At 32.2% G+C, this 23,701-nt stretch carries 22 protein-coding genes; 12 read left to right on the top strand and 10 right to left on the bottom strand.

Annotation, left to right across the window (positions count from 1 at the left end; genetic code table 11):
* Positions 1 to 27: 27 nt before the first annotated feature.
* From lipB to VDP25_RS13850, 3 genes are read right to left on the bottom strand one after another with little or no spacing between them, the layout of a single operon-like run.
* Positions 28 to 726, bottom strand: a complete 699-nt coding sequence (gene lipB, locus VDP25_RS13860; protein WP_334470758.1) for a lipoyl(octanoyl) transferase LipB — start codon at positions 724 to 726, stop codon at positions 28 to 30.
* 3 nt (positions 727 to 729) lie between these two features.
* A complete protein-coding gene (locus VDP25_RS13855) occupies positions 730 to 1,530 on the bottom strand; it encodes a hypothetical protein (protein ID WP_334470756.1) in 801 nt (266 codons plus the stop codon).
* Positions 1,531 to 1,571: 41 nt separating this feature from the next.
* Positions 1,572 to 1,730: a YqaE/Pmp3 family membrane protein gene (locus tag VDP25_RS13850; RefSeq protein ID WP_092446701.1), complete on the bottom strand. Its 159-nt coding sequence runs from the start codon at positions 1,728 to 1,730 to the stop codon at positions 1,572 to 1,574.
* A gap of 111 nt (positions 1,731 to 1,841) precedes the next feature.
* Between VDP25_RS13850 and VDP25_RS13845 the strand changes: the two genes are divergently transcribed.
* From VDP25_RS13845 to VDP25_RS13815, 7 genes are all read left to right on the top strand, one after another.
* Entirely contained in the window at positions 1,842 to 2,897 is a 1,056-nt protein-coding gene (locus VDP25_RS13845; RefSeq protein WP_334470753.1) for a response regulator transcription factor, read from the top strand.
* Between the two features lie 109 nt (positions 2,898 to 3,006).
* On the top strand, positions 3,007 to 3,414 hold the full coding sequence (locus tag VDP25_RS13840; protein WP_334470751.1) for a DUF1573 domain-containing protein: 408 nt from the start codon (positions 3,007 to 3,009) through the stop codon (positions 3,412 to 3,414).
* A gap of 108 nt (positions 3,415 to 3,522) precedes the next feature.
* Positions 3,523 to 4,413: a hypothetical protein gene (locus VDP25_RS13835; protein ID WP_334470749.1), complete on the top strand. Its 891-nt coding sequence runs from the start codon at positions 3,523 to 3,525 to the stop codon at positions 4,411 to 4,413.
* An 82-nt stretch (positions 4,414 to 4,495) separates the two neighbouring features.
* Positions 4,496 to 6,184, top strand: a complete 1,689-nt coding sequence (lysS, locus tag VDP25_RS13830; RefSeq protein WP_334470747.1) for a lysine--tRNA ligase — start codon at positions 4,496 to 4,498, stop codon at positions 6,182 to 6,184.
* 3 nt (positions 6,185 to 6,187) lie between these two features.
* On the top strand, positions 6,188 to 7,087 hold the full coding sequence (locus tag VDP25_RS13825) for an endonuclease/exonuclease/phosphatase family protein (RefSeq protein WP_334470745.1): 900 nt from the start codon (positions 6,188 to 6,190) through the stop codon (positions 7,085 to 7,087).
* Between the two features lie 252 nt (positions 7,088 to 7,339).
* Complete coding sequence (locus VDP25_RS13820; protein ID WP_334470743.1) at positions 7,340 to 8,572, top strand: fibronectin type III domain-containing protein; 1,233 nt, start codon at positions 7,340 to 7,342, stop codon at positions 8,570 to 8,572.
* A gap of 92 nt (positions 8,573 to 8,664) precedes the next feature.
* Positions 8,665 to 11,154, top strand: coding sequence for a zinc-dependent metalloprotease (locus tag VDP25_RS13815; RefSeq protein ID WP_334470783.1), 2,490 nt, complete (start codon positions 8,665 to 8,667; stop codon positions 11,152 to 11,154).
* A gap of 57 nt (positions 11,155 to 11,211) precedes the next feature.
* Here the strand turns inward: VDP25_RS13815 and VDP25_RS13810 are convergent, their stop codons facing one another.
* On the bottom strand, positions 11,212 to 11,958 hold the full coding sequence (locus VDP25_RS13810) for an alpha/beta hydrolase (protein WP_334470741.1): 747 nt from the start codon (positions 11,956 to 11,958) through the stop codon (positions 11,212 to 11,214).
* Positions 11,959 to 12,182: 224 nt separating this feature from the next.
* Entirely contained in the window at positions 12,183 to 12,674 is a 492-nt protein-coding gene (yiaA, locus tag VDP25_RS13805) for an inner membrane protein YiaA (protein ID WP_334470739.1), read from the bottom strand.
* Positions 12,675 to 12,825: 151 nt separating this feature from the next.
* On the opposite strand from yiaA, the gene VDP25_RS13800 reads away from it, so the two are divergent.
* The 5 genes from VDP25_RS13800 (at position 12,826) to rpe (ending at position 17,405) form a co-directional block, all read left to right on the top strand.
* Entirely contained in the window at positions 12,826 to 14,322 is a 1,497-nt protein-coding gene (locus VDP25_RS13800) for a hypothetical protein (RefSeq protein ID WP_334470737.1), read from the top strand.
* An 89-nt stretch (positions 14,323 to 14,411) separates the two neighbouring features.
* Positions 14,412 to 14,864, top strand: a complete 453-nt coding sequence (locus tag VDP25_RS13795) for a hypothetical protein (protein WP_334470735.1) — start codon at positions 14,412 to 14,414, stop codon at positions 14,862 to 14,864.
* Positions 14,865 to 14,960: 96 nt separating this feature from the next.
* The gene (locus VDP25_RS13790; protein WP_334470734.1) at positions 14,961 to 15,293 is read left to right on the top strand and encodes a hypothetical protein; all 333 of its coding nucleotides are present in this window, start codon (positions 14,961 to 14,963) and stop codon (positions 15,291 to 15,293) included.
* A gap of 266 nt (positions 15,294 to 15,559) precedes the next feature.
* The gene (locus VDP25_RS13785; protein ID WP_092466645.1) at positions 15,560 to 16,423 is read left to right on the top strand and encodes a sigma-70 family RNA polymerase sigma factor; all 864 of its coding nucleotides are present in this window, start codon (positions 15,560 to 15,562) and stop codon (positions 16,421 to 16,423) included.
* A gap of 319 nt (positions 16,424 to 16,742) precedes the next feature.
* Complete coding sequence (gene rpe, locus VDP25_RS13780) at positions 16,743 to 17,405, top strand: ribulose-phosphate 3-epimerase (protein WP_334470730.1); 663 nt, start codon at positions 16,743 to 16,745, stop codon at positions 17,403 to 17,405.
* Positions 17,406 to 17,431: 26 nt separating this feature from the next.
* Here rpe and VDP25_RS13775 read toward each other — a convergent pair whose 3' ends face one another.
* From VDP25_RS13775 to wecB, 5 genes are all read right to left on the bottom strand, one after another.
* Entirely contained in the window at positions 17,432 to 17,851 is a 420-nt protein-coding gene (locus VDP25_RS13775; protein ID WP_215927346.1) for a CBS domain-containing protein, read from the bottom strand.
* A gap of 101 nt (positions 17,852 to 17,952) precedes the next feature.
* Positions 17,953 to 20,286 carry a GumC family protein gene (locus VDP25_RS13770; RefSeq protein WP_334470727.1) on the bottom strand — a complete coding sequence of 778 codons (2,334 nt, stop codon included), beginning with the start codon at positions 20,284 to 20,286 and terminating at the stop codon, positions 17,953 to 17,955.
* Between the two features lie 4 nt (positions 20,287 to 20,290).
* Positions 20,291 to 21,052 (bottom strand): polysaccharide biosynthesis/export family protein, encoded by a 762-nt coding sequence (locus VDP25_RS13765; protein WP_334470725.1) that lies wholly within the window; start codon positions 21,050 to 21,052, stop codon positions 20,291 to 20,293.
* A gap of 69 nt (positions 21,053 to 21,121) precedes the next feature.
* Complete coding sequence (locus VDP25_RS13760) at positions 21,122 to 22,240, bottom strand: MraY family glycosyltransferase (protein WP_334470723.1); 1,119 nt, start codon at positions 22,238 to 22,240, stop codon at positions 21,122 to 21,124.
* Positions 22,241 to 22,362: 122 nt separating this feature from the next.
* Positions 22,363 to 23,454, bottom strand: a complete 1,092-nt coding sequence (gene wecB, locus VDP25_RS13755) for a non-hydrolyzing UDP-N-acetylglucosamine 2-epimerase (RefSeq protein WP_334470721.1) — start codon at positions 23,452 to 23,454, stop codon at positions 22,363 to 22,365.
* Positions 23,455 to 23,701: the final 247 nt, after the last annotated feature.

Here is a 23,701-nt window from a genome sequence, read left to right as displayed (position 1 = left end):
AGTACTTAGAACCAAGCAATGAGACACCTAAACAAAATCGGCCTCAAAAAGCAACCTAAAATGTTTTAAAAGCTTTCGTTTAACCTCAGCTTCGTCTACCCTTTCAACACCTAATTCATTATTTAAAGTTGTTACTGCTTTTCCTCTAATACCACAAGGAATTATATTATCAAAATAACCTAAATCGGCGTTCACATTTAAGGCAAATCCATGCATAGTAACCCAGCGGCTTGCTCTCACTCCCATAGCACAAATCTTTCTAGCAAAAGGAGTGCCTACATCTAACCACACACCTGTTTCACCAGGACTACGCTCAGTTAACAAACCATACTCTGCTAACGTGCGTATAATTACCTCTTCTAAAAGACGTAAGTATTTATGGATGTCTGTAAAGAAATTATCTAAATCTAAAATAGGGTAACCTACAATTTGACCTGGTCCATGGTAAGTAATATCTCCGCCTCTGTTTATTTTATAAAATGTAGCGCCTTTTTCGGCTAATTGTGCTTCAGAAAGCAACAAATTAGATAAATCGCCACTCTTACCCAATGTATAAACATGAGGATGCTCTACAAAAAGAAAGTGGTTATCGGTTTCTAAACCTGCATCTTCCCTTCTATTTTTCACCTTAGTATCTAAAATAGCTTTAAATAACTCTTCTTGGTAATCCCAAGTAGCTTTAAAATCTTTAGTGCCTAAATCTTGAAGTTGTATCGTTTTATTCAAACCTTAATCTTCTAAAACAACGTTTAAATTCATTGAAGTCGCATCCTCTTTAAGCGTGCTCCAACCTACTTTGTAAGTTACTGTTTTACCATCTTCAGAAATCAATGCATTTTTATTAGAAACAGACTTTACTTTTCTTGGAAACGTATACACCAGTTTATAATACGATGTAGAGAAAATTTCTTCAAATTGCATTTCAAATTGTTTTGAAAAATCATTTTCATCAGCTTCTGTTGTCTCTCCTTCATTAGATTTTTCTTGCTCAACTACCGCATTAGGCATAAAACGGGTAAAAGTGTTGTCTTCAAAAGTATAAACCACCTTATCCACTTTAGTAAGTTTATCTAATTGTCCTTCAGAAGCATTTGCATCCTTACTCCCCATAGCCTTAGCTATTCCCATAGCATCGTCTACTTTTTCATTAATATTTTCTAATTCCGAAACAGCCTTAAATGATTTTTTTATATTAAAATCAAACACATCATTTTCTACATCCATACGAACTCTCATCTTCATCCCTCTAAGGTTTTCTAATTTAGCACGCTGTGTTTCAGAAAGGGTAGCAATACTATCTTTATAGCTTTCAAACAAATCATTAAACACCACAGTGGTATCAACTTTTTCTTCCTTTATCAGTGCTTCATTTGTCCTAGACCTGTTTTCGTTTGCATAATTCATTATTGGAGTAATATCAAAAGACGAAATATATTCTCCGCTCATATCATTATTAAACACAATTGATTCGGTCACACTACAGCTCGTTAGAAAGCCTGCAATAGCCAATAGTATAATAAGTTTTTTCATCAGTACTTTATTGCTTTTTTTAAAGCGCAAAGGTAATGATTTTATCGCTCTGGATTATTCAAAATAACCAAAGCTGCAATAACGCCGGGTACCCAACCGCAGAGCCACAATAAAAAAGTAATAAGAATTGAGCCACAACCTTTGTCTAAAACGGCTAAAGGCGGACAAATAATAGAAAGAATAACACGCCAGATACTCATAATTCGTTTTGATGATTTGATGTAATTATAAGACGTACTTTAATTTAAAATGTTACATTTTTTATCAATTCTCGATATTGAAATCAAAATAAAATTATGTAGTTTCGTTTTATGCGAATAAAACTTCTCTTCGTTTTTTTAAGTATCTCTTCTATTTGTAAAGCGCAATATTCATTTTCGGGCTATACAAATCCTGAAGAATGGGATAGAGCGGTATACCTTTCTATTGTTGAAGATTACCGAAAAATGTCTGGTGTGTATTCTGAACAAATTATAGCTAAAACCACTGCTGATTCCTCAGGCTTTTTTGAGTTTAAAGGCAATATGCTAGATACTGAAAATCGTATTTATCGTATTCACGTAGATAAATGCTCCGATATTCAACAAGGTGTTAATCACTTTAATGGGCATTGTAGCGATAGCGAAGCACTGTTATTTATCGCAAAAAACACAGACACATTAAAACTGCCTTTTTCATTTGGAAATCAAGTATTTTGCAGAGTAGAATCTAACAATCCTAAAGCAAATGCATTTGTAAAAATAGACTCTCTAAAAAACGACATGCGTTTTGCCTATGGCGAGTTTAGAAGTGAGGCCAACCGTAAACTAAACAACAAAAAATGGTTTAAAACCCTTCAATACTTTGGTAAAGCTTTAGATGAGCCTTTAGCAGAACTTTATATTTACACGTATTTATCGGACCGAAGTAGTGATTTGCATAGCTATTATGTTGAAGACCTGAAACAAAACCAATATTACGACAATTTAAAAGCACGATTAGAAACTACTTATCCTAATGCACCATACACAAAACAGTATACTAATGAATTAGAAGCTGATCGTTATATGTTAGCTGCATCAAATGGAGAAACAGCATCAAATTGGAATGTTATACTCTACTCCTTTTTAGGATTATCAATTATTCTAAATCTATTTTTATTATATCACTTTTGGAAACGAAACCAATCTAAAATTGACGATTTAAAAGCTAAATTATCTAAACAAGAACAAGTGGTTTTAGAGCATTTGCTCATGGACAAAACCAACAAAGACATTGCTGAATCTCTTTTTTTAAGTGTAAGCACGGTAAAAACGCATACTAATAACATTTACAAAAAGTTAAACGTGCAATCTAGAAACGACGCAAAGTCTCTATTTACCAAATAGTTAAAAAATTCAACCTAGGTACTAGTACCAATTTCCAACCTTGTTTTTTCAACATTCACATCTTTATATGAGATGTTTGTTTTCATATTAATCATTTAAAATATTTATTATGAAACGAACATTAAACATTAGCATTCTTTTAATCTTTGCACTAAGTTTTTTTAACGCTGCACCAACCGAATTTGACAAATACGATGTAAAAGTTGCTATTTTAAAATTTAAAACTGAAGTTATTAACTACGGAACCATAACTCAAAATGCTGAAGGTAAGCGGATTTTCACATTTACCAATACTGGAGATGCTCCTTTGCTTATCACAAAAGTTAAAACAAGCTGTGGCTGTACAGTGCCAAGTTATTCAAAAGCACCTATACAACCAGGCGATCAAGGTGAACTAGAAATTAAGTACGACACCAAAAGATTAGGGGCTTTTACAAAAACGGTCACTGTTATTTCTAATGCAGAAGGCGGCAACAAAATCTTAAAAATCAAAGGAAATATAGTAGCCTCTAAATAATATTAAATATCTCATCGGTCTAATTGAGCTTGGTCAATAGCTATTTCATACAATACCTTTTAACTGAGCTCAAGAAGACAAACAGTATCAATCATAAAATTATCAAAAATGAAAACGACCATTTTAACCATCATAATCACATTAGTAACCGTATTTCACAGCAATGCACAACAACGCAATCAAGAAATAATAAAGGACGGAAAAACCCCTTATTTACTTGGAAAAATTGATAAAACTGGTTTAGAAGGTGAAAATTACAGCTCTTGGTTCTCTAAAAATTATGCCGAATATGAAGTTAACACTTCCATAACTTCTTCTATTTCTTCTGAGTTAAAAAATTATGATATCACCTTTTTTATGGGCACTTGGTGTGGAGATAGTAAACAAGAAGTTCCCAAATTATATAAAGTTTTAGAAGCTTGTAATTTTCCTATGGATCAACTTACCGTTATTGCTGTAAGTAGAGAACCTAATATGTATAAACAAAGTCCACAACACGAAGAAGCTGGTTTAAATATCCATCGTGTACCTACCATTATTTTCAACAAAAATGGAAAAGAAATTAATCGAATAGTTGAACATCCCATTACAACTTTAGAAGAAGATATTCAAAATATCATCACGGTAAACAATTACAAACCCAACTATCAAATTGTTACTGCAATTGATAATATTCTAAAGAAAAAAGGAGTCAAAGGCTTAAAAAAGAAAGGTAAAAAATTACTAAAAACTCATAAAGATAAAGTATCAAGTATGTATGAGCTTAATACGTATGGATCACTATTGTACAGAACAGACCGAAAAGATGAAGCTATTGAAGTTTTTACCCTAAATACAAAGTTATTTCCAAACGAGCCAAGAACTTACATGAGTTTAGCTAATACTCTAGGGGTTTCTGACAAAAAATCTGAAGCGATAAAAATACTTGATAATGCTGTAAAATTGTTTCCCAACAATAAAGATCTCAAAGAAAATTTAAAGGTTATTAAATCTAACTAAAAAGGTACTCGTTAATTTTTGTAAAAAGTGTAATTTTGCAGCCACTTACCAACACTTGGTAAGTTTATAAAAATTAATAAGAATGCAACTTTCAGAACAAGAATTGGTAAGACGCCAAAAGTTAGAAAAGCTTAGAGCTTTAGGGATTAACCCTTATCCAGCGGATTTATTTCCGGTAAACCATACTTCAAAACAAATAAAATCTGATTTTGAAGACGGTAAACAGGTAATTATAGCTGGTCGTCTAATGGCAATTAACATTCAAGGAAAAGCGTCTTTTGCACAATTGCAAGATAGCGAAGGTCGTATTCAAGTATATTTTAACAGAGACGAAATATGCGAAGGCGAGGACAAATCGCTATACAATGATGTCTTTAAAAAATTATTAGACTTAGGAGATTTTGTAGGTATTGAAGGAGAACTTTTCACAACGCAAGTTGGTGAAAAAACCGTTATGGTTAAGAATTTTAAATTGCTAAGCAAAGCTTTAAAACCATTACCTATTCCAAAACAAAAAGATGGAAAAACCTATGATGCGTTTACAGATCCTGAACAACGTTACAGACAACGTTATGCAGATTTAGTGGTCAATCCACATGTAAAAGAAGTGTTTATTAAGCGTACTAAATTGTTTAATGCTATGCGTCAATTTTTTAATGATGCTGGTTATTTTGAAGTAGAAACACCGGTTTTACAACCAATTCCTGGTGGTGCTGCTGCGCGTCCGTTTATAACACATCACAACAGTTTGGATATTCCATTATATATGCGAATTGCTAACGAATTATATTTAAAACGTTTAATCGTTGGAGGTTTTGATGGTGTTTATGAGTTTTCTAAAAACTTCAGAAATGAAGGCATGGACAGAACACATAACCCAGAGTTTACAGCTATGGAAATCTATGTATCCTACAAAGATTACAACTGGATGATGGATTTCTGCGAACAACTATTAGAGCATTGTGCAATTGCAGTAAACGGAACGTCTGAAGCTACTTTTGGTGAACATAAAATCAATTTTAAAGCACCTTATAAGCGTATTACGATGCGCGATTCTATTTTAGAGTTTACAGGTTTTGATATTTACAACAAATCTGAAGACGACATACGAGCAGCTGCAAAAGCCATGCATATTGAGGTTGATGAAACCATGGGTAAAGGCAAGCTGATTGATGAAATTTTTGGTGAGAAATGTGAAGGAAACTATATTCAACCTACATTCATTACTGACTATCCTAAAGAGATGAGTCCGTTATGTAAAGAGCATAGAGAAAACCCAGAATTAACAGAGCGATTTGAGCTAATGGTTTGTGGTAAAGAAATTGCAAATGCCTATTCTGAGCTAAATGACCCAATAGACCAACGTGAGCGTTTTGAGCACCAATTAAAACTCGCACAAAAAGGTGATGATGAAGCTACCGAATTTATTGATCACGACTTTTTACGTGCATTAGAATACGGAATGCCTCCAACATCAGGTATGGGAATTGGCATGGACCGTTTAATTATGTTCTTAACCAACAACCAAAGTATCCAGGAAGTGTTATTCTTCCCTCAGATGCGACCAGAAAAGAAAAAAGTAGATTTAAGCGATAACGAAAAAGCGATTTTAGAAGTTTTAAAGGCAGAAAAACGTATGGACTTAAATGTACTTAAATCTCAATCGGGATTAAGTAACAAAGGTTGGGACAAAGGCATTAAAGGTTTAAGTAAACATGGATTAACAAAGGTTGAAAAAACCGATGACGGTTTATTTGTTCAAATGATATAACCTATGGTTACATGGCTAAAAAAACAAAAAACATATCTTTTAATAGGATATGTTTTTTTGTTACTAATTCATTTTGGTTTTAAAGACCACCTTTATGTTACCGGAATTTTGTTTTACGCATTTCCGTTACCTGTTTTAATTTTAGCCATATTTCCACTTTTAGCACTATTTTACAATAAAAAACGTATTCTATTTGCCTTATTAGGATTGATTGGTTTGCTGTCTTTTTTTTGGATTAACCATCAATATATCAATTATAACATTATTGATGCTAATTCAGCTAATTCAATACTTTTATGGAATATAGCCGACCAAAAAGATTATAATGTTGACGTTTTAAAGAAAACTTTAGAAACACAACGTATAGACGCGTTATTTTTTGTTGAAGTCCTACACGAAGACAATAATTTTAATGCCCAATTCACAAAAGAACTCAATAATTATAATATTGAATTTCTAGAGGGAAACATGATGGTGGCTGCCAAAAAAGGCATAACAGTTGTTGATTATATTGAAGAAAAAAACAATTACAAACTCAATCACTTAAAAGTAGAAATAGAAGCAAACACGTTTGAAGTTGTTATAGTTGACATTTTTGCAAAACCTTGGCACAATAAAAAAAAGGCCTTTACCAAAATTTATAAATACTTAGAAAAACATAACATCGATATTATACTCGGAGACTTTAACACACCTTACGAAAGTATTTATTTTAATCATTTTAAAACCAATTATACATCTGCACGTAACTTTCAGAATGGATTTTCAGCTACTTGGCCTTACCCAATGCCTTTGTTAGAGATTGATCATATTTGGATAAGTAAGCAACTAAACATACTAAGTACAAAAAAGGAATTTTATTCAGATTCTGATCATGCTTTGCTTATTACGGATTTCAAGTAATAATACCTCCTTAAAGAACATACATTACAGACCTTCACATAAGAAATACCTACTTAAAGCAAAAAAAGCTAGCTAAATACTTAGTCTTTGAGATTACACTTTCTGAATTAAAAAAGAAATCTATAGCTAGACTGCTCTTTCTTATATTTAAGAATAGACTTCAAAATCACCTTTATTTTCGTTCAAAAAAAATTTATTACATTGCAACTGGCTATAAATTAGAAAATCACCCAGATGTTAAAAAAAGCTTGTTTGCTATTCTTATTCGTGAGTATCATTTTCTCATGCAATAATGACGATGATATTATTCCTGTTTGCGATACTGTAACTAATATATCATCAAACGCTATTACCAATAACTCTGCTACATTAACTTGGGAAACCACAAGCACTTCTGCAACTTATACCTTAGAGTATGGAGTTTCAGGATTTGCTTTAGGAAGCGGAACAACCATTTCCGAATCTGACACAGGTGCTCAACTCATCAATTTACAAGCCAACACAACTTACGATGTCTACATTCAAACCGTTTGTAGCTCTAGTAACATCAGCCTTCATACTGACGTATATAGCTTTACAACAGCATTACCAAATGTAGCTACAGAATTCAAACCTATTTTATCTGAAATGAATTTGTTTGTCGGAAATCTAGAAAATTTACAAATAACCCCTTTAGCTTTTGAATATAATCTTAATACCACCTTATTTTCTGATTATGCTCACAAACAACGTATCATAGCATTACCAGAAGAAACAAGTATGGAGTTTGATGGAGATGGCTTGCCTATTTTTCCAGATCATACAGTAATAGCAAAAACCTTTTATTACAATACAGATGAACGCGACCTATCTTTGGGAAGAACTATTATTGAAACGCGTATTTTAATTAAATTAAATGGAGCTTGGGAAACTGGAGATTACAAATGGAACGAGGAACAAACGGATGCCGTTTTAGATTTAGCAGGAAGCACATTACCTATCACTTGGATTGATGCATCAGGCAGCTCAAACTCTACAACTTATAAAATCCCTTCAAATACAGATTGTTTTACTTGCCATAACAGTAATAATGATATTATACCAATAGGTCCAAAATTAAGATCTATGAATTTTGAAATCAATGGGGTGAATCAATTAGAGCAATTTATAAGTAACCAACAACTAACAGGCTTGTCAAGCAGTTCTTCTGTTAGAGTGCTTCCTAATTGGGAAGACACATCACTTCCATTAGAAACTAGAGCAAGGGCTTACATGGACATTAACTGTGCACATTGCCATATTCCTGGCGGTACTTGTGCAGACGAATCTACTTTAAATCTTGCTTTTGAAACACCTTTAGAAGAAAGCAATATTGTAGAACAAAGTGTTGTCATTGATTATAGAGTATCGTTTTATTCTGAAGGATTAAGCATGCCTTTTATTGGAACTACAATGCGCCATACAGAAGGTTTGAATTTAATTCAGGAATATATGAACACACTTTAATACTCACGTTAAAAAAATACTAAAATCGGTTTTTATATTAACAGATTCTTAATAGAATCCGTATTTTCATCAAAATTTAATAAAAACCAACTATTTTGAAACACGTATCCATTAAGCTACTCTTTGTAGTTTCCGCGTTCCTAGCATTTTCTTGCTCTACTGCAAAAAAGGCTGGAAAATCAGGTAAAGACGCCAGTGCGATGGCTAAACCTCCAGCTAAAAAACCTGGAAAAAATGATCCTCAACCTTACAGCAAAATTATAACCAAAGACGCCAAAAGCGACAAAGGGTTATTTACGGTTCATAATGTAGATGACAAATTCTTTTATGAAATACCAGATTCTCTTTTCGATAGAGAAATGCTTATGGTTACACGTATCGCTAAAACAGCGTCAGGACTTGGTTTTGGTGGAGGAAAATTAAGCGAACAAGTATTACGATGGGAAAAGAAAAACAAAAAAGTATTACTACGTATGGTATCTCACCAAGTAGTTGCTGCAGATTCTTTACCCGTACATGAAGCGGTAGTTAACTCTAACTTTGAACCCGTAATTGCTACTTTTCCAATTAAAGCATTCAGTAAAGATTCTTTAAACACTGTTATTGATGTTACAGATTTATTTTCAAAAGATGTTAAGCCGTTAGGCTTTCCTCAACGTGCTAGACAACAATATAAAATTTCACGTTTAGATGGTCAGCTTTCATACATCGAAAGTATTAAATCCTACCCTACAAACATTGAGTCGCGTACGGTAAAAACTTATGCTTCAGGTCAACCACCATCAAACTCTAATACAGGTGCGATTTCTATAGAAATTAATAATTCTATGATATTATTACCTGCAGTACCAATGAAGCGTCGTTATTTTGATGAGCGTGTAGGTTGGTTTACGAGTAATCAAACCGATTATGGTTTGGAAGATCAAAAAAGTAAAACTTTAGAATTTTTAGATCGTTGGAGATTAGAAGTTAAAGACGAAGACATCGAAAAATTTAAACGTGGAGAATTAGTCGTTCCTAAGAAACAGATTGTCTACTATATTGATAGAGCAACTCCAGAAAAATGGAGAAAATATCTTAAACAAGGTATTGAAGATTGGCAAGTAGCTTTTGAAGCTGCCGGATTTAAAGATGCTATTATCGCTAAAGATCCTCCTACTGTAGAAGAAGATCCAGAATGGAGCCCAGAAGATGCACGTTACTCAGTTGTACGTTATTTAGCATCACCAATTCCTAATGCTAATGGTCCTCACGTAAGTGACCCAAGAACAGGTGAAATTTTAGAAAGTGATATTAATTGGTATCACAATGTAATGTCATTATTACGTGGTTGGTTCTTTGTACAAACAGCTGCTATTAATCCAGATGCACAGAGCCCACAATTTAAGGACGAAGTAATGGGCCGTTTAATTCGTTTTGTTTCAGCTCACGAAGTAGGACACACTTTAGGTTTACCTCACAATATGGGAAGTAGTGTGGCATATCCCGTTGAAAAATTACGTGATGCAGAGTTCACCAAAAAGTACGGAACTGCACCTTCTATTATGGATTATGCACGTTTTAACTATATAGCTCAACCTGGAGATGAAGGTGTAGCTTTAATGCCAGACATTGGAACTTATGATAAATATGCTATTTCTTGGGGTTACAGACCTATTTTAGACAAAACTGCTGAAGAAGAAAAGCCAATTCTTAACGAGTGGATTATGAAACATGCTGGTGACCCAATGTACCGTTTTGGACATCAACAAGCTGGAGATGTTGTTGACCCAAGTTCTCAAACTGAGGATTTAGGTGATAATGCCATGTTAGCGAGTGAATACGGTATTAAGAATTTAAAGCGTATTGTACCTAATTTAATTGAGTGGACTACAGAAGCTGGAGAAGATTATGATGATTTAGAAGAAATGTACGGTCATGTAATTTCTCAATTTAACCGCTATATGGGACATGTATCTAATAACATTGGAGGTGTTTACGAGCATTATAAAGCTGCCGACCAAGAAGGTCCTGTTTATACCGCTGTACCAAAAGCACATCAAAAAGAAGCGATGCAGTTTCTTCATGATAACTTATTTGAGACTCCAGAATGGTTAATTAACAAAGATATCTTTGATCGTATTGAGTTTACAGGTTCTGTAGAACGTGTTCGTGCCCTACAATCTAGAACAGTTAATAACATTTTGAGCTTAGGAAAAATGCAACGTTTAACTGAAGCTTATACCTTTGATAACAAAGCCTACTCTTTACCTGACATGATGAGTGATTTACGTTCAGGTATTTGGAGTGAATTACGTACTGGAAAAAAAATAGACACATACAGACGTAATTTACAACGTGCACATATTGATAGATTAGAATACTTGATGACAGCTAAAAACCAAACAGCAAGCAGAAGATCTAGTCCTTACGTTAAAGTAACACCAGTTAATACTAGCCAATCAGATATTAGAGCGGTTGTAAGAGCTGAGTTAAAAACTTTACGTAGTCAATTACGTTCTGCACGTGGTGGAGATACCATGAGTAGAATTCATATAGCAGATGCTATAGAACGTATTAATTTAATTTTAGATCCTAAATAATCTAGATGACAATACAACTAAAAAAAAGGCTTCAATTAATTTTGAAGCCTTTTTTTTTTAGTTTAAAATAGTTTGAATGGTTTTATGATAGTCTTCAAACTCAATCAAATTATTATGAGCAGCACCTTCTACAGTTACAAAGCTTAAGTTTTCAATATTTAATTCTGAAAGCTTTTTTCCTGAAGCATAAGGTACAACAGCATCATCAGTACCATGAATAATTGTTATTGGGCATTCCGACTTTGGTAAAAACTGATAGGTTGGAAAATGATATTTTAAAACTTGTTTTACCGGTAACATAGGAAATCTGTCTTTTGCAACATCTAAAATACTGTAATAAGGTGTTTCTAAAATAAGTTGTTTAGGATTGTTTTTTGAAACTAAATAGGATGCAATTCCCGTTCCTAATGATCTGCCATACAAGGTAATTTGATTTTCAGAATACTGTTCTAAGAGGAAATCATAACAATATTGTGCATCTTTATATAAAGCTTCTTCACTTAATTTCCCTGTACTTTTCCCATACGTTCTATAATCCATTATAAATACGTCGTATTGCTGAAGTACAAAATATTCTGCTATAGCTCCCCAACGACTTAAATCGCCAGCATTACCATGAAAATAAAGGATAACACCTTTTGGGTTTTTAGCTTTAAAATGAAGTGCATTTATGCTTGTACTTTCATCTGTTTTAAGGAATAATTCTTCAAAATCATGATAAAACTGATACTGGTAATTTTGCGCCAACCTACTAGGCATAAACAATAATTTTTCTTGAAAAAAATAAAGTACAGATCCTATCATAACAAATATGCTTAAAAGTACAAGTATAAACACTTTAAGGCTTTTTTTAATTTTACTTTAATGGTAAATGCCATTTGTTTCTTAATATTTAATTATCAAAAACATTTCAATACCCCTTCAAAATGGAAAGTCTAAAAGCAATAAACTATAAAAAGTATTTTAAAACCTCGCAGCACTATATAATGCTGCAAGGTTTTGGGTTATTATCTAACCTATCATCAAAACTAATCTTCGTCTTCTTTTGCCGCTAGTTCATTATTTATATAAGCCACATCTCTGGTATTTTTCTGTACAGCAATAGCCGAAAACAAACTTAGAGTAAATGACATAGCGTAAAACCCTTTTTCACTTAATTCTAAATCGGCATTCCAAAGTCCAATAGTTAATAAAACAATAGATGCAATAGATGTAAACCAACTAATACCAAAATACATCTCTGTAACTTGAATACCTTCTAGTTTGTCCCTAACTGCTTTTTGAACTGAAATTACAGAAAACAATCCAAAAAGGAGAATGGTAAAATAATAGCCTTTCTCATTAAGCATCATCTCTGCATTCCAAAGCCCAACACAATAAGCAACCATACCAATAAGTAAAGCCGACCATGAGGCACCAATAAACGCTGGTGTTGGCTTATGGTTATACACTTTCTTTTCTTTCTTTTTTGAATTTAGATTTTCTTCGTCTTTTAACGATACTGTTGTTTGATAATTCATCTTGTTTGGTTTTAATGATTATGAAGCAAATCTCAGATAAAAGTCAATATTTATAAAACAACAATCACAACAAAACTGACGATATATTTAATATACAAACATAATAAATTACTATATTCACTGATTAATTAAATAATTTAATGACGATTAAATGATAGAAATAAAATCAATCATCAATACATTAAGTACTGAAGATCATCAGAAATTTGTAAATTATCTTCAGCAAAAGAACAAACGCAAAGACACCAAAAACATTCAATTATTTAAATTACTAGCCTACTCTACCTATGATTCAAAAGCTATTTGCAAACAACTCTATAAAGTAGATAAAAGTAATGCTTACCATGCGCTTAGAAAGCGACTATTACAATCCTTAATAGATTATACTGCCAATAAAAACCTTGAAGACGAGAACTCTATTGACATGCAAATTGTTAAATACATCTTAGCATCACGTACATTTTTACTTCAAAATAATTTCAACATTGCTTATAAAATTTTAGACAAAGCAGAACGCCTAGCAGATGAACATTCATTGTTTGCCATACGCAACGAAATTTACCATACTAAAATCCAATATGCTCCAAATTATCCTAAAATAAATCTAGAAGACTTAATAAATAAGCAAAAAGCAAATCAGAAAAAACATCAATTAGAAGATCAACTCAATATTGTATATGCAAAACTGAAATCTATACTAAATAAAGTAGCCTACCAAGGAAACGTCATCGACTTTGAATCTGAGCTTGAGCACTTGTTAAAAGCACATCATATTGAAATTAACACATCACTTTCTTTTAAGTCTTTATATCAGATTTTAGCGATTGCTAACATTTCGGCTTTTGTCACAAAAAAATATTACTCTATTGAAAGCTTTGTGATGAAAAGTTATGATATTCTCAAACAAAAAAAGGAAACCAACAAGCAACTTTTTTATCAAATTGCAATCGTTTATATCATTGCCAACACGCTTTTTAGAAACAAAAAATTTGAAACGTCCCTACTCTACATCAAAGAGATGGAACAGTTAATGCAACTAAAAAAAGGGGCTTACTACAAAACCTTCATCTTAAAGAAAACTTTAGTTGAAGCCTTAAACCTTAACTACAGTAATAAACAAAATGAAGCTATTGCCTTAGTTGAAAAACACATAACTAAAAAACATAAGGATACAGAAACCTTATTAGACTTACAGCTAACTTGCTTTATGTTTCATTTCCAAAGAGAAGACTTTACAAAAGCCAAATCTATTTCATCTAAATTTTATCATTCAGATCAATGGTATAAAGAAAAAGCAGGGATAGATTGGATAATCAAAAAAAACATAGCAGAACTTTTATTATATATAGAATTACAAGAAGATGATCTGTTCTTTTCACGATTAAAAAGTTTTAGACGTCGTTATTCAACGTATTTAAAAGAAATAGGGCAAACCAAAATCCTTCAATTTTTAAAATTCGCAGAACTATACTATATAAAACCAAAATCGGTTACAACAGAAGATTTTAAAGATCAATTAGAAACAACTTTTGAATGGATTACAATTCACGAAGAAGATATCTTTGTCATTAGCTTTTATGCCTGGTTAAAAAGCAAAGTTGAAAACAATACGATATACCTAACCACACTACAGTTACTAAACTCATAATGTTAAATTCTGTGTTAAAAAAAACGACGGCTTTAAACGTTTTAAATTTAATAGCGTCTAAACTAGTATAACACAAACATATAAACAACATGAAAAAATTAGTAATTATTGCCCTAGCATTTGTAACCTTAAATGGTTTTGCACAAAAAAAAGAACATGACAAAAGAGACAGAGCGCATACTTCTGAATTAAGAAAAGACATGACTCCAAATGATATTGCAGATTTAAAATCTAAACAACTGACTTTAAAATTAGACCTAACAGATGCACAACAACAAAAAGTACACAAGCTAATTTTAAAGCAAGCTGAATCAAGAAATGAGGCAAGAGAAGCGCATAAACCTAAAGAGGGAGAAAAGAGAGAAAAGCCTTCTAAAGAAGAACTCGTAAAGATGCAAAATCAAAGATTAGATGATCAAATAGCAATGAAACGTGAAATGAAATCTATTTTAACTGCTGAACAATACGCTAAATATGAAAAAATGGAGCCTAAAAAGCACAAAAAAAGAGGCATGCGTAATAAAAATAGAAGCAAAAAATAGATTATTTCACTAAAAAAGTATCGGATAGTCGATACTTTTTTATTTTGTTGAATAAAATTATTACTTTAGTAACCAATTATAATTAAATAATCCATAATGAAAAAAGTAATAACCTTGTGCTTATTTGTATTTGCACTATTTCTTGGAACTCAAACTACTGTAGCACAAAACAGTAAAATAGAAATTAATAAAGAAATAAATGCTAAGGCCGCTACAAAAACTGAAGCTTTAAGAAAACACATAAAGTTTGACAAAGAACAACGTAATGAAATTTATTCAGCTTTAAAGGCATACGAACAAAGTAAAGTTCGTATTAGTAACAATCCTGTAAGCGAAGATGAAAAAGCAAAAATAGAAAAACAGTTAAACGACAAGATTAAAAAGATTTTATCAGAAGAACAATTTGAACGCTATTTGACTTTTGAATAGGCGTCTTGATAAAAAAGTTTAACAACTCATAAAAATTAAATCAGAACATTCATTTGTTCTGGTTTTTTTTTATTTTCAAAAAAGCGAAGAGGTGTTATATTTACAATTTATTAGATTAAAGATATTGAGTTTACACCAATAATTAAATTCTGCATTTCAAATAATCAAATAAAATATTTTACATTATTTGTAACATTTTGATAGTTTGTTACGTATAATAAAAGCAGCATGTTGTTGCAATAAAATTGCACAAATCTTAAAATTAAATGAGACAGCTTAAAATTACCAAGCAGGTAACCAATAGGGAAACTGCATCATTAGATAAATACTTACAAGAAATTGGCAAAGTAGACCTTATTACAGCAGATGAAGAGGTTGAATTAGCTCAACGTATTAAAGCTGGTGATCAGCTTGCTTTAGAAAAATTAACAAAAGCAAACCTACGTTTTGTTGTATCTGTTGCAAAACAATATCAAAACCAAGGGTTAACATTACCTGATTTAATTAACGAAGGTAATTTAGGTTTAATTAAAGCTGCACAGCGTTTTGATGAAACACGTGGGTTTAAATTTATATCTTATGCTGTTTGGTGGATTCGTCAATCAATACTTCAAGCTTTAGCTGAACAATCTCGTATTGTACGTTTACCGTTAAACAAAATTGGTTCTATTAATAAAATAAACAAAACCTTTGCTTTTTTAGAGCAAAGTCATGAGCGACCACCTTCTGCTGAAGAAATAGCTAAAGAATTAGACATGACGATTAACGATGTTAAGGAGTCAATGAAAAATTCTGGTCGCCATGTAAGTATGGATGCTCCTTTAGTAGAAGGAGAAGACTCTAACTTATATGATGTACTTAGAAGTGGTGAATCACCAAATCCAGATAGAGATCTATTACACGAATCGTTGCGTACTGAAATTGAACGTGCTTTAGAGACCTTAACCCCTCGTGAAGCCGATGTAATTCGCTTATATTTTGGCCTAGCTAGTCAACACCCAATGACTTTAGAAGAAATTGGAGAAACGTTTGATTTAACACGTGAACGTGTTAGGCAAATTAAAGAAAAAGCAATCAGACGATTAAAACATACGTCTAGAAGTAAAATATTAAAAACATATTTAGGTTAGTTTTTTGTATATTTAACGACCAACCTAATGAAAGCAACAACAGTTACAAAACATAACTGTTCGTTTTTTGATTGATGAAAGAACCCACGGCTGATTACCGTGGGTTCACTTTTTTAAAATAGTCAGTAACGACCCTCTGTCACATTGTAGTATGACTCTTTTATTTAGCTATAATTAAATTACACAGACGATACTAAATAGAGAGAGCTACAGCTCCTACTCCCTAAATTATCCACTCAATAGTGAAACCACAGTATTATCTTCAGCATAATCTTCCTTTTTTAATTACCTTTGCTAAAACCTAAAACAACCTCATAAAATGGCTTCAAAATTAATTGCCCCATCAATGCTAGCTGCCGATTTTGGCAATCTTCAACGTGACACAGAAATGGTAAATAAAAGTGATGCTGATTGGTTTCATATTGATGTTATGGATGGTCATTTTGTACCAAATATATCTTATGGTATGCCTGTAATTTCAGCCATCAAAAAACACGCTACAAAACCATTGGATGTGCATTTAATGATTGAAAAACCAGAGCGTTATATTGAAGAATTTGCAAAAGTTGGTGCTGATATTATTACAGTTCATTACGAATCTACGGTTCATTTGCACAGAACGTTAAGACAAATTAAAGATGCTGGCTGTAAAGCAGGTATTGTACTTAATATTACAACCCCTCTTAACGTTTTAGAAGATATTTTACCAGAATGTTATATGATTTTATTAATGTCTATAAATCCTGGTTTTGGTGGTCAAAAATTTGAAGACATCACTTATAAACGCATAAGAAACCTTCGTCAAATGATAAACGAGCAAGGTTTAGACACGCGTATTGAAGTTGATGGCGGTGTTACTGATAAAAACATACAAAAGTTAGTTGAAGCTGGCGCAGACACCTTTGTCGCTGGTAGCCATGTTTTTAAAAGTGATAACCCAACAGCAACTATTAAAACATTAAAGCGTTTAGCCAATTCATAAAAAATGCGCATTTAGCGCATTTTTTTTTATAATTGTTTCAATAAATAATTGATTAAATCTGTTGTAGTAACAATTCCGACTAAACGTCCTTTATCAACTACTGGTAGTGCGTGAAATTCTTTTTCAGCTAAAATTTTAGCCACTTCTTTTATAGTCGCATCAGAAGGTATAGTAACTACATTCTTAGCCATCACCTGGTCTATAGTAAACATGTTGTAAACCAAGGTTTCTATTTCAGTTTCAGTTTCATCTACAGCATCTGCAAAGCTAATTCTTAACAAATCGGTATAGCTTAACATCCCAATAATTACTCCTTCATTAACAACAGGAATGTGTCTAATTTTATGGCGTTTAAATAAAAGCTCTGCTCTTTCAAGATCATCCTCTCTATTGAGTGCAATAATATCAGTTGACATTATTGTAGAAATTAATGCATTATTTTTCATGTCTTTTGGTTTTATAATTCACTATTAAAAGTAGTTTATAAAGCCTTTATAAAGTATGACAAATATCACATTGCAAAAAAGTGACTAACCATATTCAAAAGTTAGTCTTTAGTACCATAGCCATAATTGTAACCATAATTGTAGCTATACCCATAAGATCTACTTGCGCCTACACTATTAATAACATAAGCTACATTTTTTAACTTACCTGTTTCTGTTAAATCTTTAGAGAATTTTAATAAATTCTTCTCTGTATAATTAGCTCGTGCTAAATAAATTGTAGCATCAGCTAACTGAGAAATTAACATGGTATCTGTGACTAGTATTGTTGGTGCTGTATCTACAATAATATAATCGTACTCTTCTTTAGCTTCTTCAATAAGCTTCTTAAAACGACCATTGGTTAATAAATGTGCAGGATTTGGTGGTATAACACCTGATAAAATAATTTGATGATTAGGATGTTTATCAAAACCATTAATTAAAGCATCTCTCCAATCATAATTAGTATCATGAAGATAATTAGATAATCCTGGCTTATGCTTTTCTTCATGAATATGCGTGTGAATCTGTGGATTTCTTAAATCAGCTCCTATTAATAATACTTTTTTATTAATACTAGACAAAGCTAAAGACAAATTAACACTTACATAGGTTTTTCCTTCCCCTTTAATTGTAGAAGTACAATAAATCACCTTTCCTTTTCCATCGTCTTTAATTGGCAAAATATAATCCACATTAGAACTTAAAATCCTAAAAGACTCTGCTAAGGCTGTACGTGCATTTGGGTCATCAAAAATGATATGCTCTTTCTTTTTTACATCTGGTATTTCACCAATGACCGGTATATTAGAATTTATCTTAGTGACATCCTCTTTACTATGTAATTTAGTATCTAACATAAAAATAAGATACAATATTCCAAATGGAATTAACAAACCACCTAAGATTGCAGCTGCATATACAATATTAGATTTAGGTGACACTGGATTAGAACCCGACAAAGCATATTCAACAACTTTAATAGAAGGCTCCGTAATAGCCAGATTAATAGCTGCTTCTTCCCTTTTTTGTAATAATAAGAGATATAAACTCTCTTTAATTTTTTGTTGACGATCAATAGCTCTTAATAGCTTTTCTTTTTCGGGAATTTGAGCTACTGTACCACTAAATCTACGATTTCTTAAAGTTAATTGTTTACGTGAAGCTTCAAGTTGATTAGAATACGTTTTTATAGATTTATCTATATTCGCCTTTAAACTTTCTACTTGTTCTACTGCTTGTTTAACCATTGGATTATTAACACCACCACTACTTAAGTATTTATCTCTGTTAATAACAGCGCTATTATAGTCTGAAATAAGCACATTAATACTAGAATTATCTATACCAATATTAGACGGTAATAAATCAGATTCAGGATTATTTTTCAACGAATTATCTAATAATTTAGATAAGGCTAATTGATGTTCAATTTGAAAGAGTTCCTCATCAGATTGTGCGCGTTGTTCTAACCCCAATCCAACATCTGCAGCAATATCAACAATATTATTTCTTTGTTTAAAGTCTTGACGACCTACTTCAATCGAGTCCAATTCTTGGGCTAAAAACACAAAACGATCATCTATAAAATCTAAAGTTCGTTTTGAAATTAACTGTCTATCATAAATACCATCTTTATCAAACACATCCATTAAGGTGTTTAATATTTTCTCTGAAAGTTCTTTACTCTCCCCTTTTATGGTTAACTTTAGTAAATCACTTAACTCACCAATTGATTCTACTTTAATATTAGATTTTAAACTTAATGCCGTACTTTTAATAGTATTAAACTTTAAAATATATGTATTACCTATAAAATTAGACTTAGATCCATTGACGTTAAGGTCAACTTCAAATGGTAAATTATAATCACTATCACGAGTGGTAGATCCCGAAAAAGAAAACACTTTCTCTGTGTTTAAATTAGTGACATCTATACCATTATTTTTAATTTTTAATTTATAAGATAACCGTTCTGTAATACTATCTGGATGAATAATTTGCTTAAAGCCAAAAGGCAAAGCTTCTATTTGAGACGTTTGAATAGTGCCTTCTTCATAAAAGTTAGTATTGAGATTTAACTCCCTTACCACACGGTTCATTATTAAATAAGAGGTTAAAATCTCTATTTCGTTCTCTAAATTTATATTTTTTCTCTTAAATATAAAAGCCGAAGTAGGCAACTCTAAGCCTTCAGATTCATCTAAAATTTTAATTTTAGAATACGTTTGATAAACACGTGGAGCATACCTTAAATACATGTAGGCACTTATTAACGTCACAGCCAATGTTACAGCAAACCAAGGCCAATAGCGTAAATAACGACTAATCTCTTGTTTTATATCTATATTCTCCTCTTCCTTTAAAGAAAAATTATTAAATGAGTTATCCATATCGTTATCGAGACAATAAAATAGTTATACTAAGCGCTAAAGAGGCAATTGTTAACACTGTGCTTATATCCTTTACAAAACCAGCGTTCTTTACTCTAGGGTTATTTGGATTAACCACTATAAAATCGTTTGGTTTTACGAAATAAAACTCACTGTCCATAAACTCTGAAGAAGTGAGGTCTATGTGAGTTACTTTACGCACACCATCAACCTCTCTAGTTAATAAGATATCATCACGTTTTCCGTTAATGGTCAAATCACCAGCATAACCTAAAGCTTGAATCAATGTCATGTTTTGATCCGTATAATTAATAGTTCCTGGTTGATTGACTTCTCCTAATATAGTAACTTTGGCATTAATTAAACGCACATTAACTCTTGCATCAGAAAGATGTCCTTCACTCATTAATCTATCACTAATAAATGCTTCTAGCTCTTGTGTTGTTTTGTTTTCCGTAGATATTTCACCTAACACAGGTAAATTAATAGTTTGATTAAGAGTAACTACATAACCTTCTAATTGTAGAAGCTCTAAATTTGGCGGTTGAGCTCCTTGATTCATTCCCTTATTATATGGCAATGCAGCTAGGGGTTCTAAACTTCCTATCGTTATTTTTAAAATATCATTAGGTTGAATATTTACAGATTGATAAGGTACACTACTTCCTCTCTTAGCCTCTATATCTTGCAAATAAAGTATGTCTTTTTTAGGAGCACAAGACGCTAAAATAAAAAGACTTATTAGGCCTAACGTTTTAAAATTCATTAAAATATATTTTTTTTATAGTTGGCAAATATAACTGCATTTAAGGTACTAGCAAAACCTTAACTCTAATTAACCAGCTTCATTCTCAGTAATCTTGGAACTATTTTTAATTTTATGCAATCCAAAAGGGATAAGATATAGGGCAATTCCATATAGTAAAAGACAAATTATCTGTGTATTTAAATTAAGGTGTAACATGTTAAAAGCAATACACACAATGACAAAGTTAATACTACAAATTAATATGGTGGTCATTAAATGGCTGTAGCCTATTTTAATAAACCAATGGTGAATATGGTTTTTATCGGCCTTGAATGGACTTGTTTTATGAATCACAATTCTGATAAAGAAAATACGTAAGGTATCAATAAATGGGTAAAACAATAAAGCAAAAGCCAATGCTGGCGATGCTCTATAATAGTCTGAAGCCTCATCTACTTGAGCCATATTAATAAAACTTATAGTAAAAAACGCTAATAAAAACCCCACAATCATTGACCCTGTATCTCCCATAAATATTTTTTTACTTAAAGAGAAATTAAATCTAAGAAATGCTAACAATGACCCACAAAGCGCAATAGCAATAGTTGCCAAACTTAAATCATGGGAATGAACAAAAAGATATACAAATATAGCACTTGCTGTTAAGGCTATGGTACCTGCTAATCCATCAACACCATCAATAAGATTATAGGCATTTATAATTAATATATATACAAATAATGTAAACCCAACAGAAACCCAATATGGTAACGTATACACATCTAAAATACTTGAAAAGCCAATAATGCGAGTATCTGTAAAAACAATAAGTAAGCTCGCTACAAAAAGTTGCCCCACTAATTTTTTACCTGGTGATAAAACAGTAAGATCATCTTTTAAGCCCAGAAAAAACAAGACTGTTAAGCCCCCCATTACTAAAAGTAAAACTTTAGTATTCAGAAAAGCTCCTACTATAGTTATCACAACAATAACCCCTAAAAAAATACCAATACCTCCTAAAGTCGGTGTTTTAGTGGAATGTAAACTTCTACTATCTGGTTCATCCATTAAGTGTTTTTCGTTTGAAACATATAAAATTGTAGGAAAGGTTCTATAAGCGATAATAAAAGCCAATATAAACGCTGCTATTAACCAAATAACAGCATTATCACTTGGACTAAAATTATCTAGTAGTGTTTTTATCATAAGAGGATGATGTACTTTTATTATAATCCATTAATAGCTAGGCGCAAGATACAATTTTATTGTTTAGACCATAAATTTCAGACTAAATAAGCTTAAATATATCTAAATGAATTATTGTCAAATTATTTCAACTTTTTTAAACATTCCACAATTCGATGTGCCGTTTTACCATCCCATAATGGGATCTCATTCCCTTTTTTCCATTCACCAGCAAATAAGGTGTCTAAATATGGCTTTAATTTTTCAGGATGCGTTCCAACCAACTCATTAGTCCCTAAGGTAATCGTTTCTGGCCGTTCGGTATTATCTCGCAATGTTAGACAAGGCACTCGCATAATTGAAGCTTCTTCAGTGATTCCTCCAGAATCCGTGATGACCGCTTTTGCTCTTTCTACTAAAAAATTAAATTCTAAATAACTTAATGGCTCTACGGTATGTAATCTTGAATGACTAATATTAAGACGTTCTAAAATTTTTGCTGTTCTTGGGTGTACAGGAAAAACTAGTGGTAAGTCTTGCGTATTAGCTATAATTTCATCAATCATATCTTTTAGCTGTGACTCTTCATCTACATTAGCCGGTCTGTGCAGTGTCATTACGATGTAATTCCCTTCTTCTAATCCTAATGTGTTCCAAACTTTAGGTTTTGTAAAATTTGGACGCTGCTTTAGCAAGGTATCAATCATGGTGTTTCCTACGAAAAATATCTGATTATCTTTTACACCACTTTGCTTCAAGTTTGTATTCGCTGTTTCTGAAGTTGTAAAAAAGTAGTTCGTAATACTATCGGTTACCAATCTATTAATTTCTTCAGGCATAGACCAATCGTCAGAACGGATACCACCTTCGACATGTGCTACTTTGGTGTGTAATTTCTGAGCGACCAATGCACAAGCCATTGTAGAGGTTACATCTCCAACCACAAGAACCAAATCAGCAGGATTTGCCATTAATTCCTTTTCAAAACTAACCATAATTGCCGCCGTTTGCTCTGCTTGTGTACCACCACTGCACTCTAGATTAACATGTGGCTCAGGAATTTCTAATTGCTCAAAAAAGCTACCAGACATATTTTTATCATAATGCTGACCTGTATGCACTAAACGATAATCCATATCTCCATGGTCTTGTTTTGCTTTTTGAATGGCATGGATTATTGGTGCTATCTTCATGAAATTAGGTCTAGCCCCTGCTATAATTGTAATTTTGTACATGGTTAACTTTTTACAAATTTGGTATTTATTCTATTACTAATAATTTTAAATATTGATTTTATATCTGCTTGACCCGAGGTTTACCCGACGCACACCCGACGCATATCCGACGCATACCCGAAGGAGCTCCTTATAACATCTGTGATATAGTTTGGCAATTTACAGCATAATAAGCACTTAAAAACCTCCTTAACTTTATGATAATATTAAAACTATTTATTAAGTAATAAAGACTTTTTAAGAGCTG

Source organism: Winogradskyella sp. ECml5-4 (assembly GCF_036903175.1).
GTDB classification, from domain to species: domain Bacteria; phylum Bacteroidota; class Bacteroidia; order Flavobacteriales; family Flavobacteriaceae; genus Winogradskyella; species Winogradskyella damuponensis.
The sequence above is the reverse complement of the archived record's forward strand: the minus strand, read 5'-3'. Positions and strand labels throughout refer to the sequence as shown.

What these genes read in the sequence shown, in the direction of transcription:
- VDP25_RS13855 (WP_334470756.1), bottom strand. Translation starts at nt 1,530, where the DNA reads ATGAAAAAACTTATTATACTATTGGCTATTGCAGGCTTTCTAACGAGC.
- VDP25_RS13850 (WP_092446701.1), bottom strand. Translation starts at nt 1,730, where the DNA reads ATGAGTATCTGGCGTGTTATTCTTTCTATTATTTGTCCGCCTTTAGCC.
- VDP25_RS13845 (WP_334470753.1), top strand. Translation starts at nt 1,842, where the DNA reads ATGCGAATAAAACTTCTCTTCGTTTTTTTAAGTATCTCTTCTATTTGT.
- VDP25_RS13840 (WP_334470751.1), top strand. Translation starts at nt 3,007, where the DNA reads ATGAAACGAACATTAAACATTAGCATTCTTTTAATCTTTGCACTAAGT.
- VDP25_RS13835 (WP_334470749.1), top strand. Translation starts at nt 3,523, where the DNA reads ATGAAAACGACCATTTTAACCATCATAATCACATTAGTAACCGTATTT.
- lysS (WP_334470747.1), top strand. Translation starts at nt 4,496, where the DNA reads ATGCAACTTTCAGAACAAGAATTGGTAAGACGCCAAAAGTTAGAAAAG.
- VDP25_RS13825 (WP_334470745.1), top strand. Translation starts at nt 6,188, where the DNA reads ATGGTTACATGGCTAAAAAAACAAAAAACATATCTTTTAATAGGATAT.
- VDP25_RS13810 (WP_334470741.1), bottom strand. Translation starts at nt 11,958, where the DNA reads ATGATAGGATCTGTACTTTATTTTTTTCAAGAAAAATTATTGTTTATG.
- yiaA (WP_334470739.1), bottom strand. Translation starts at nt 12,674, where the DNA reads ATGAATTATCAAACAACAGTATCGTTAAAAGACGAAGAAAATCTAAAT.
- VDP25_RS13800 (WP_334470737.1), top strand. Translation starts at nt 12,826, where the DNA reads ATGATAGAAATAAAATCAATCATCAATACATTAAGTACTGAAGATCAT.
- VDP25_RS13795 (WP_334470735.1), top strand. Translation starts at nt 14,412, where the DNA reads ATGAAAAAATTAGTAATTATTGCCCTAGCATTTGTAACCTTAAATGGT.
- VDP25_RS13790 (WP_334470734.1), top strand. Translation starts at nt 14,961, where the DNA reads ATGAAAAAAGTAATAACCTTGTGCTTATTTGTATTTGCACTATTTCTT.
- VDP25_RS13785 (WP_092466645.1), top strand. Translation starts at nt 15,560, where the DNA reads ATGAGACAGCTTAAAATTACCAAGCAGGTAACCAATAGGGAAACTGCA.
- rpe (WP_334470730.1), top strand. Translation starts at nt 16,743, where the DNA reads ATGGCTTCAAAATTAATTGCCCCATCAATGCTAGCTGCCGATTTTGGC.
- VDP25_RS13775 (WP_215927346.1), bottom strand. Translation starts at nt 17,851, where the DNA reads ATGAAAAATAATGCATTAATTTCTACAATAATGTCAACTGATATTATT.
- VDP25_RS13770 (WP_334470727.1), bottom strand. Translation starts at nt 20,286, where the DNA reads ATGGATAACTCATTTAATAATTTTTCTTTAAAGGAAGAGGAGAATATA.
- VDP25_RS13765 (WP_334470725.1), bottom strand. Translation starts at nt 21,052, where the DNA reads ATGAATTTTAAAACGTTAGGCCTAATAAGTCTTTTTATTTTAGCGTCT.
- VDP25_RS13760 (WP_334470723.1), bottom strand. Translation starts at nt 22,240, where the DNA reads ATGATAAAAACACTACTAGATAATTTTAGTCCAAGTGATAATGCTGTT.
- wecB (WP_334470721.1), bottom strand. Translation starts at nt 23,454, where the DNA reads ATGTACAAAATTACAATTATAGCAGGGGCTAGACCTAATTTCATGAAG.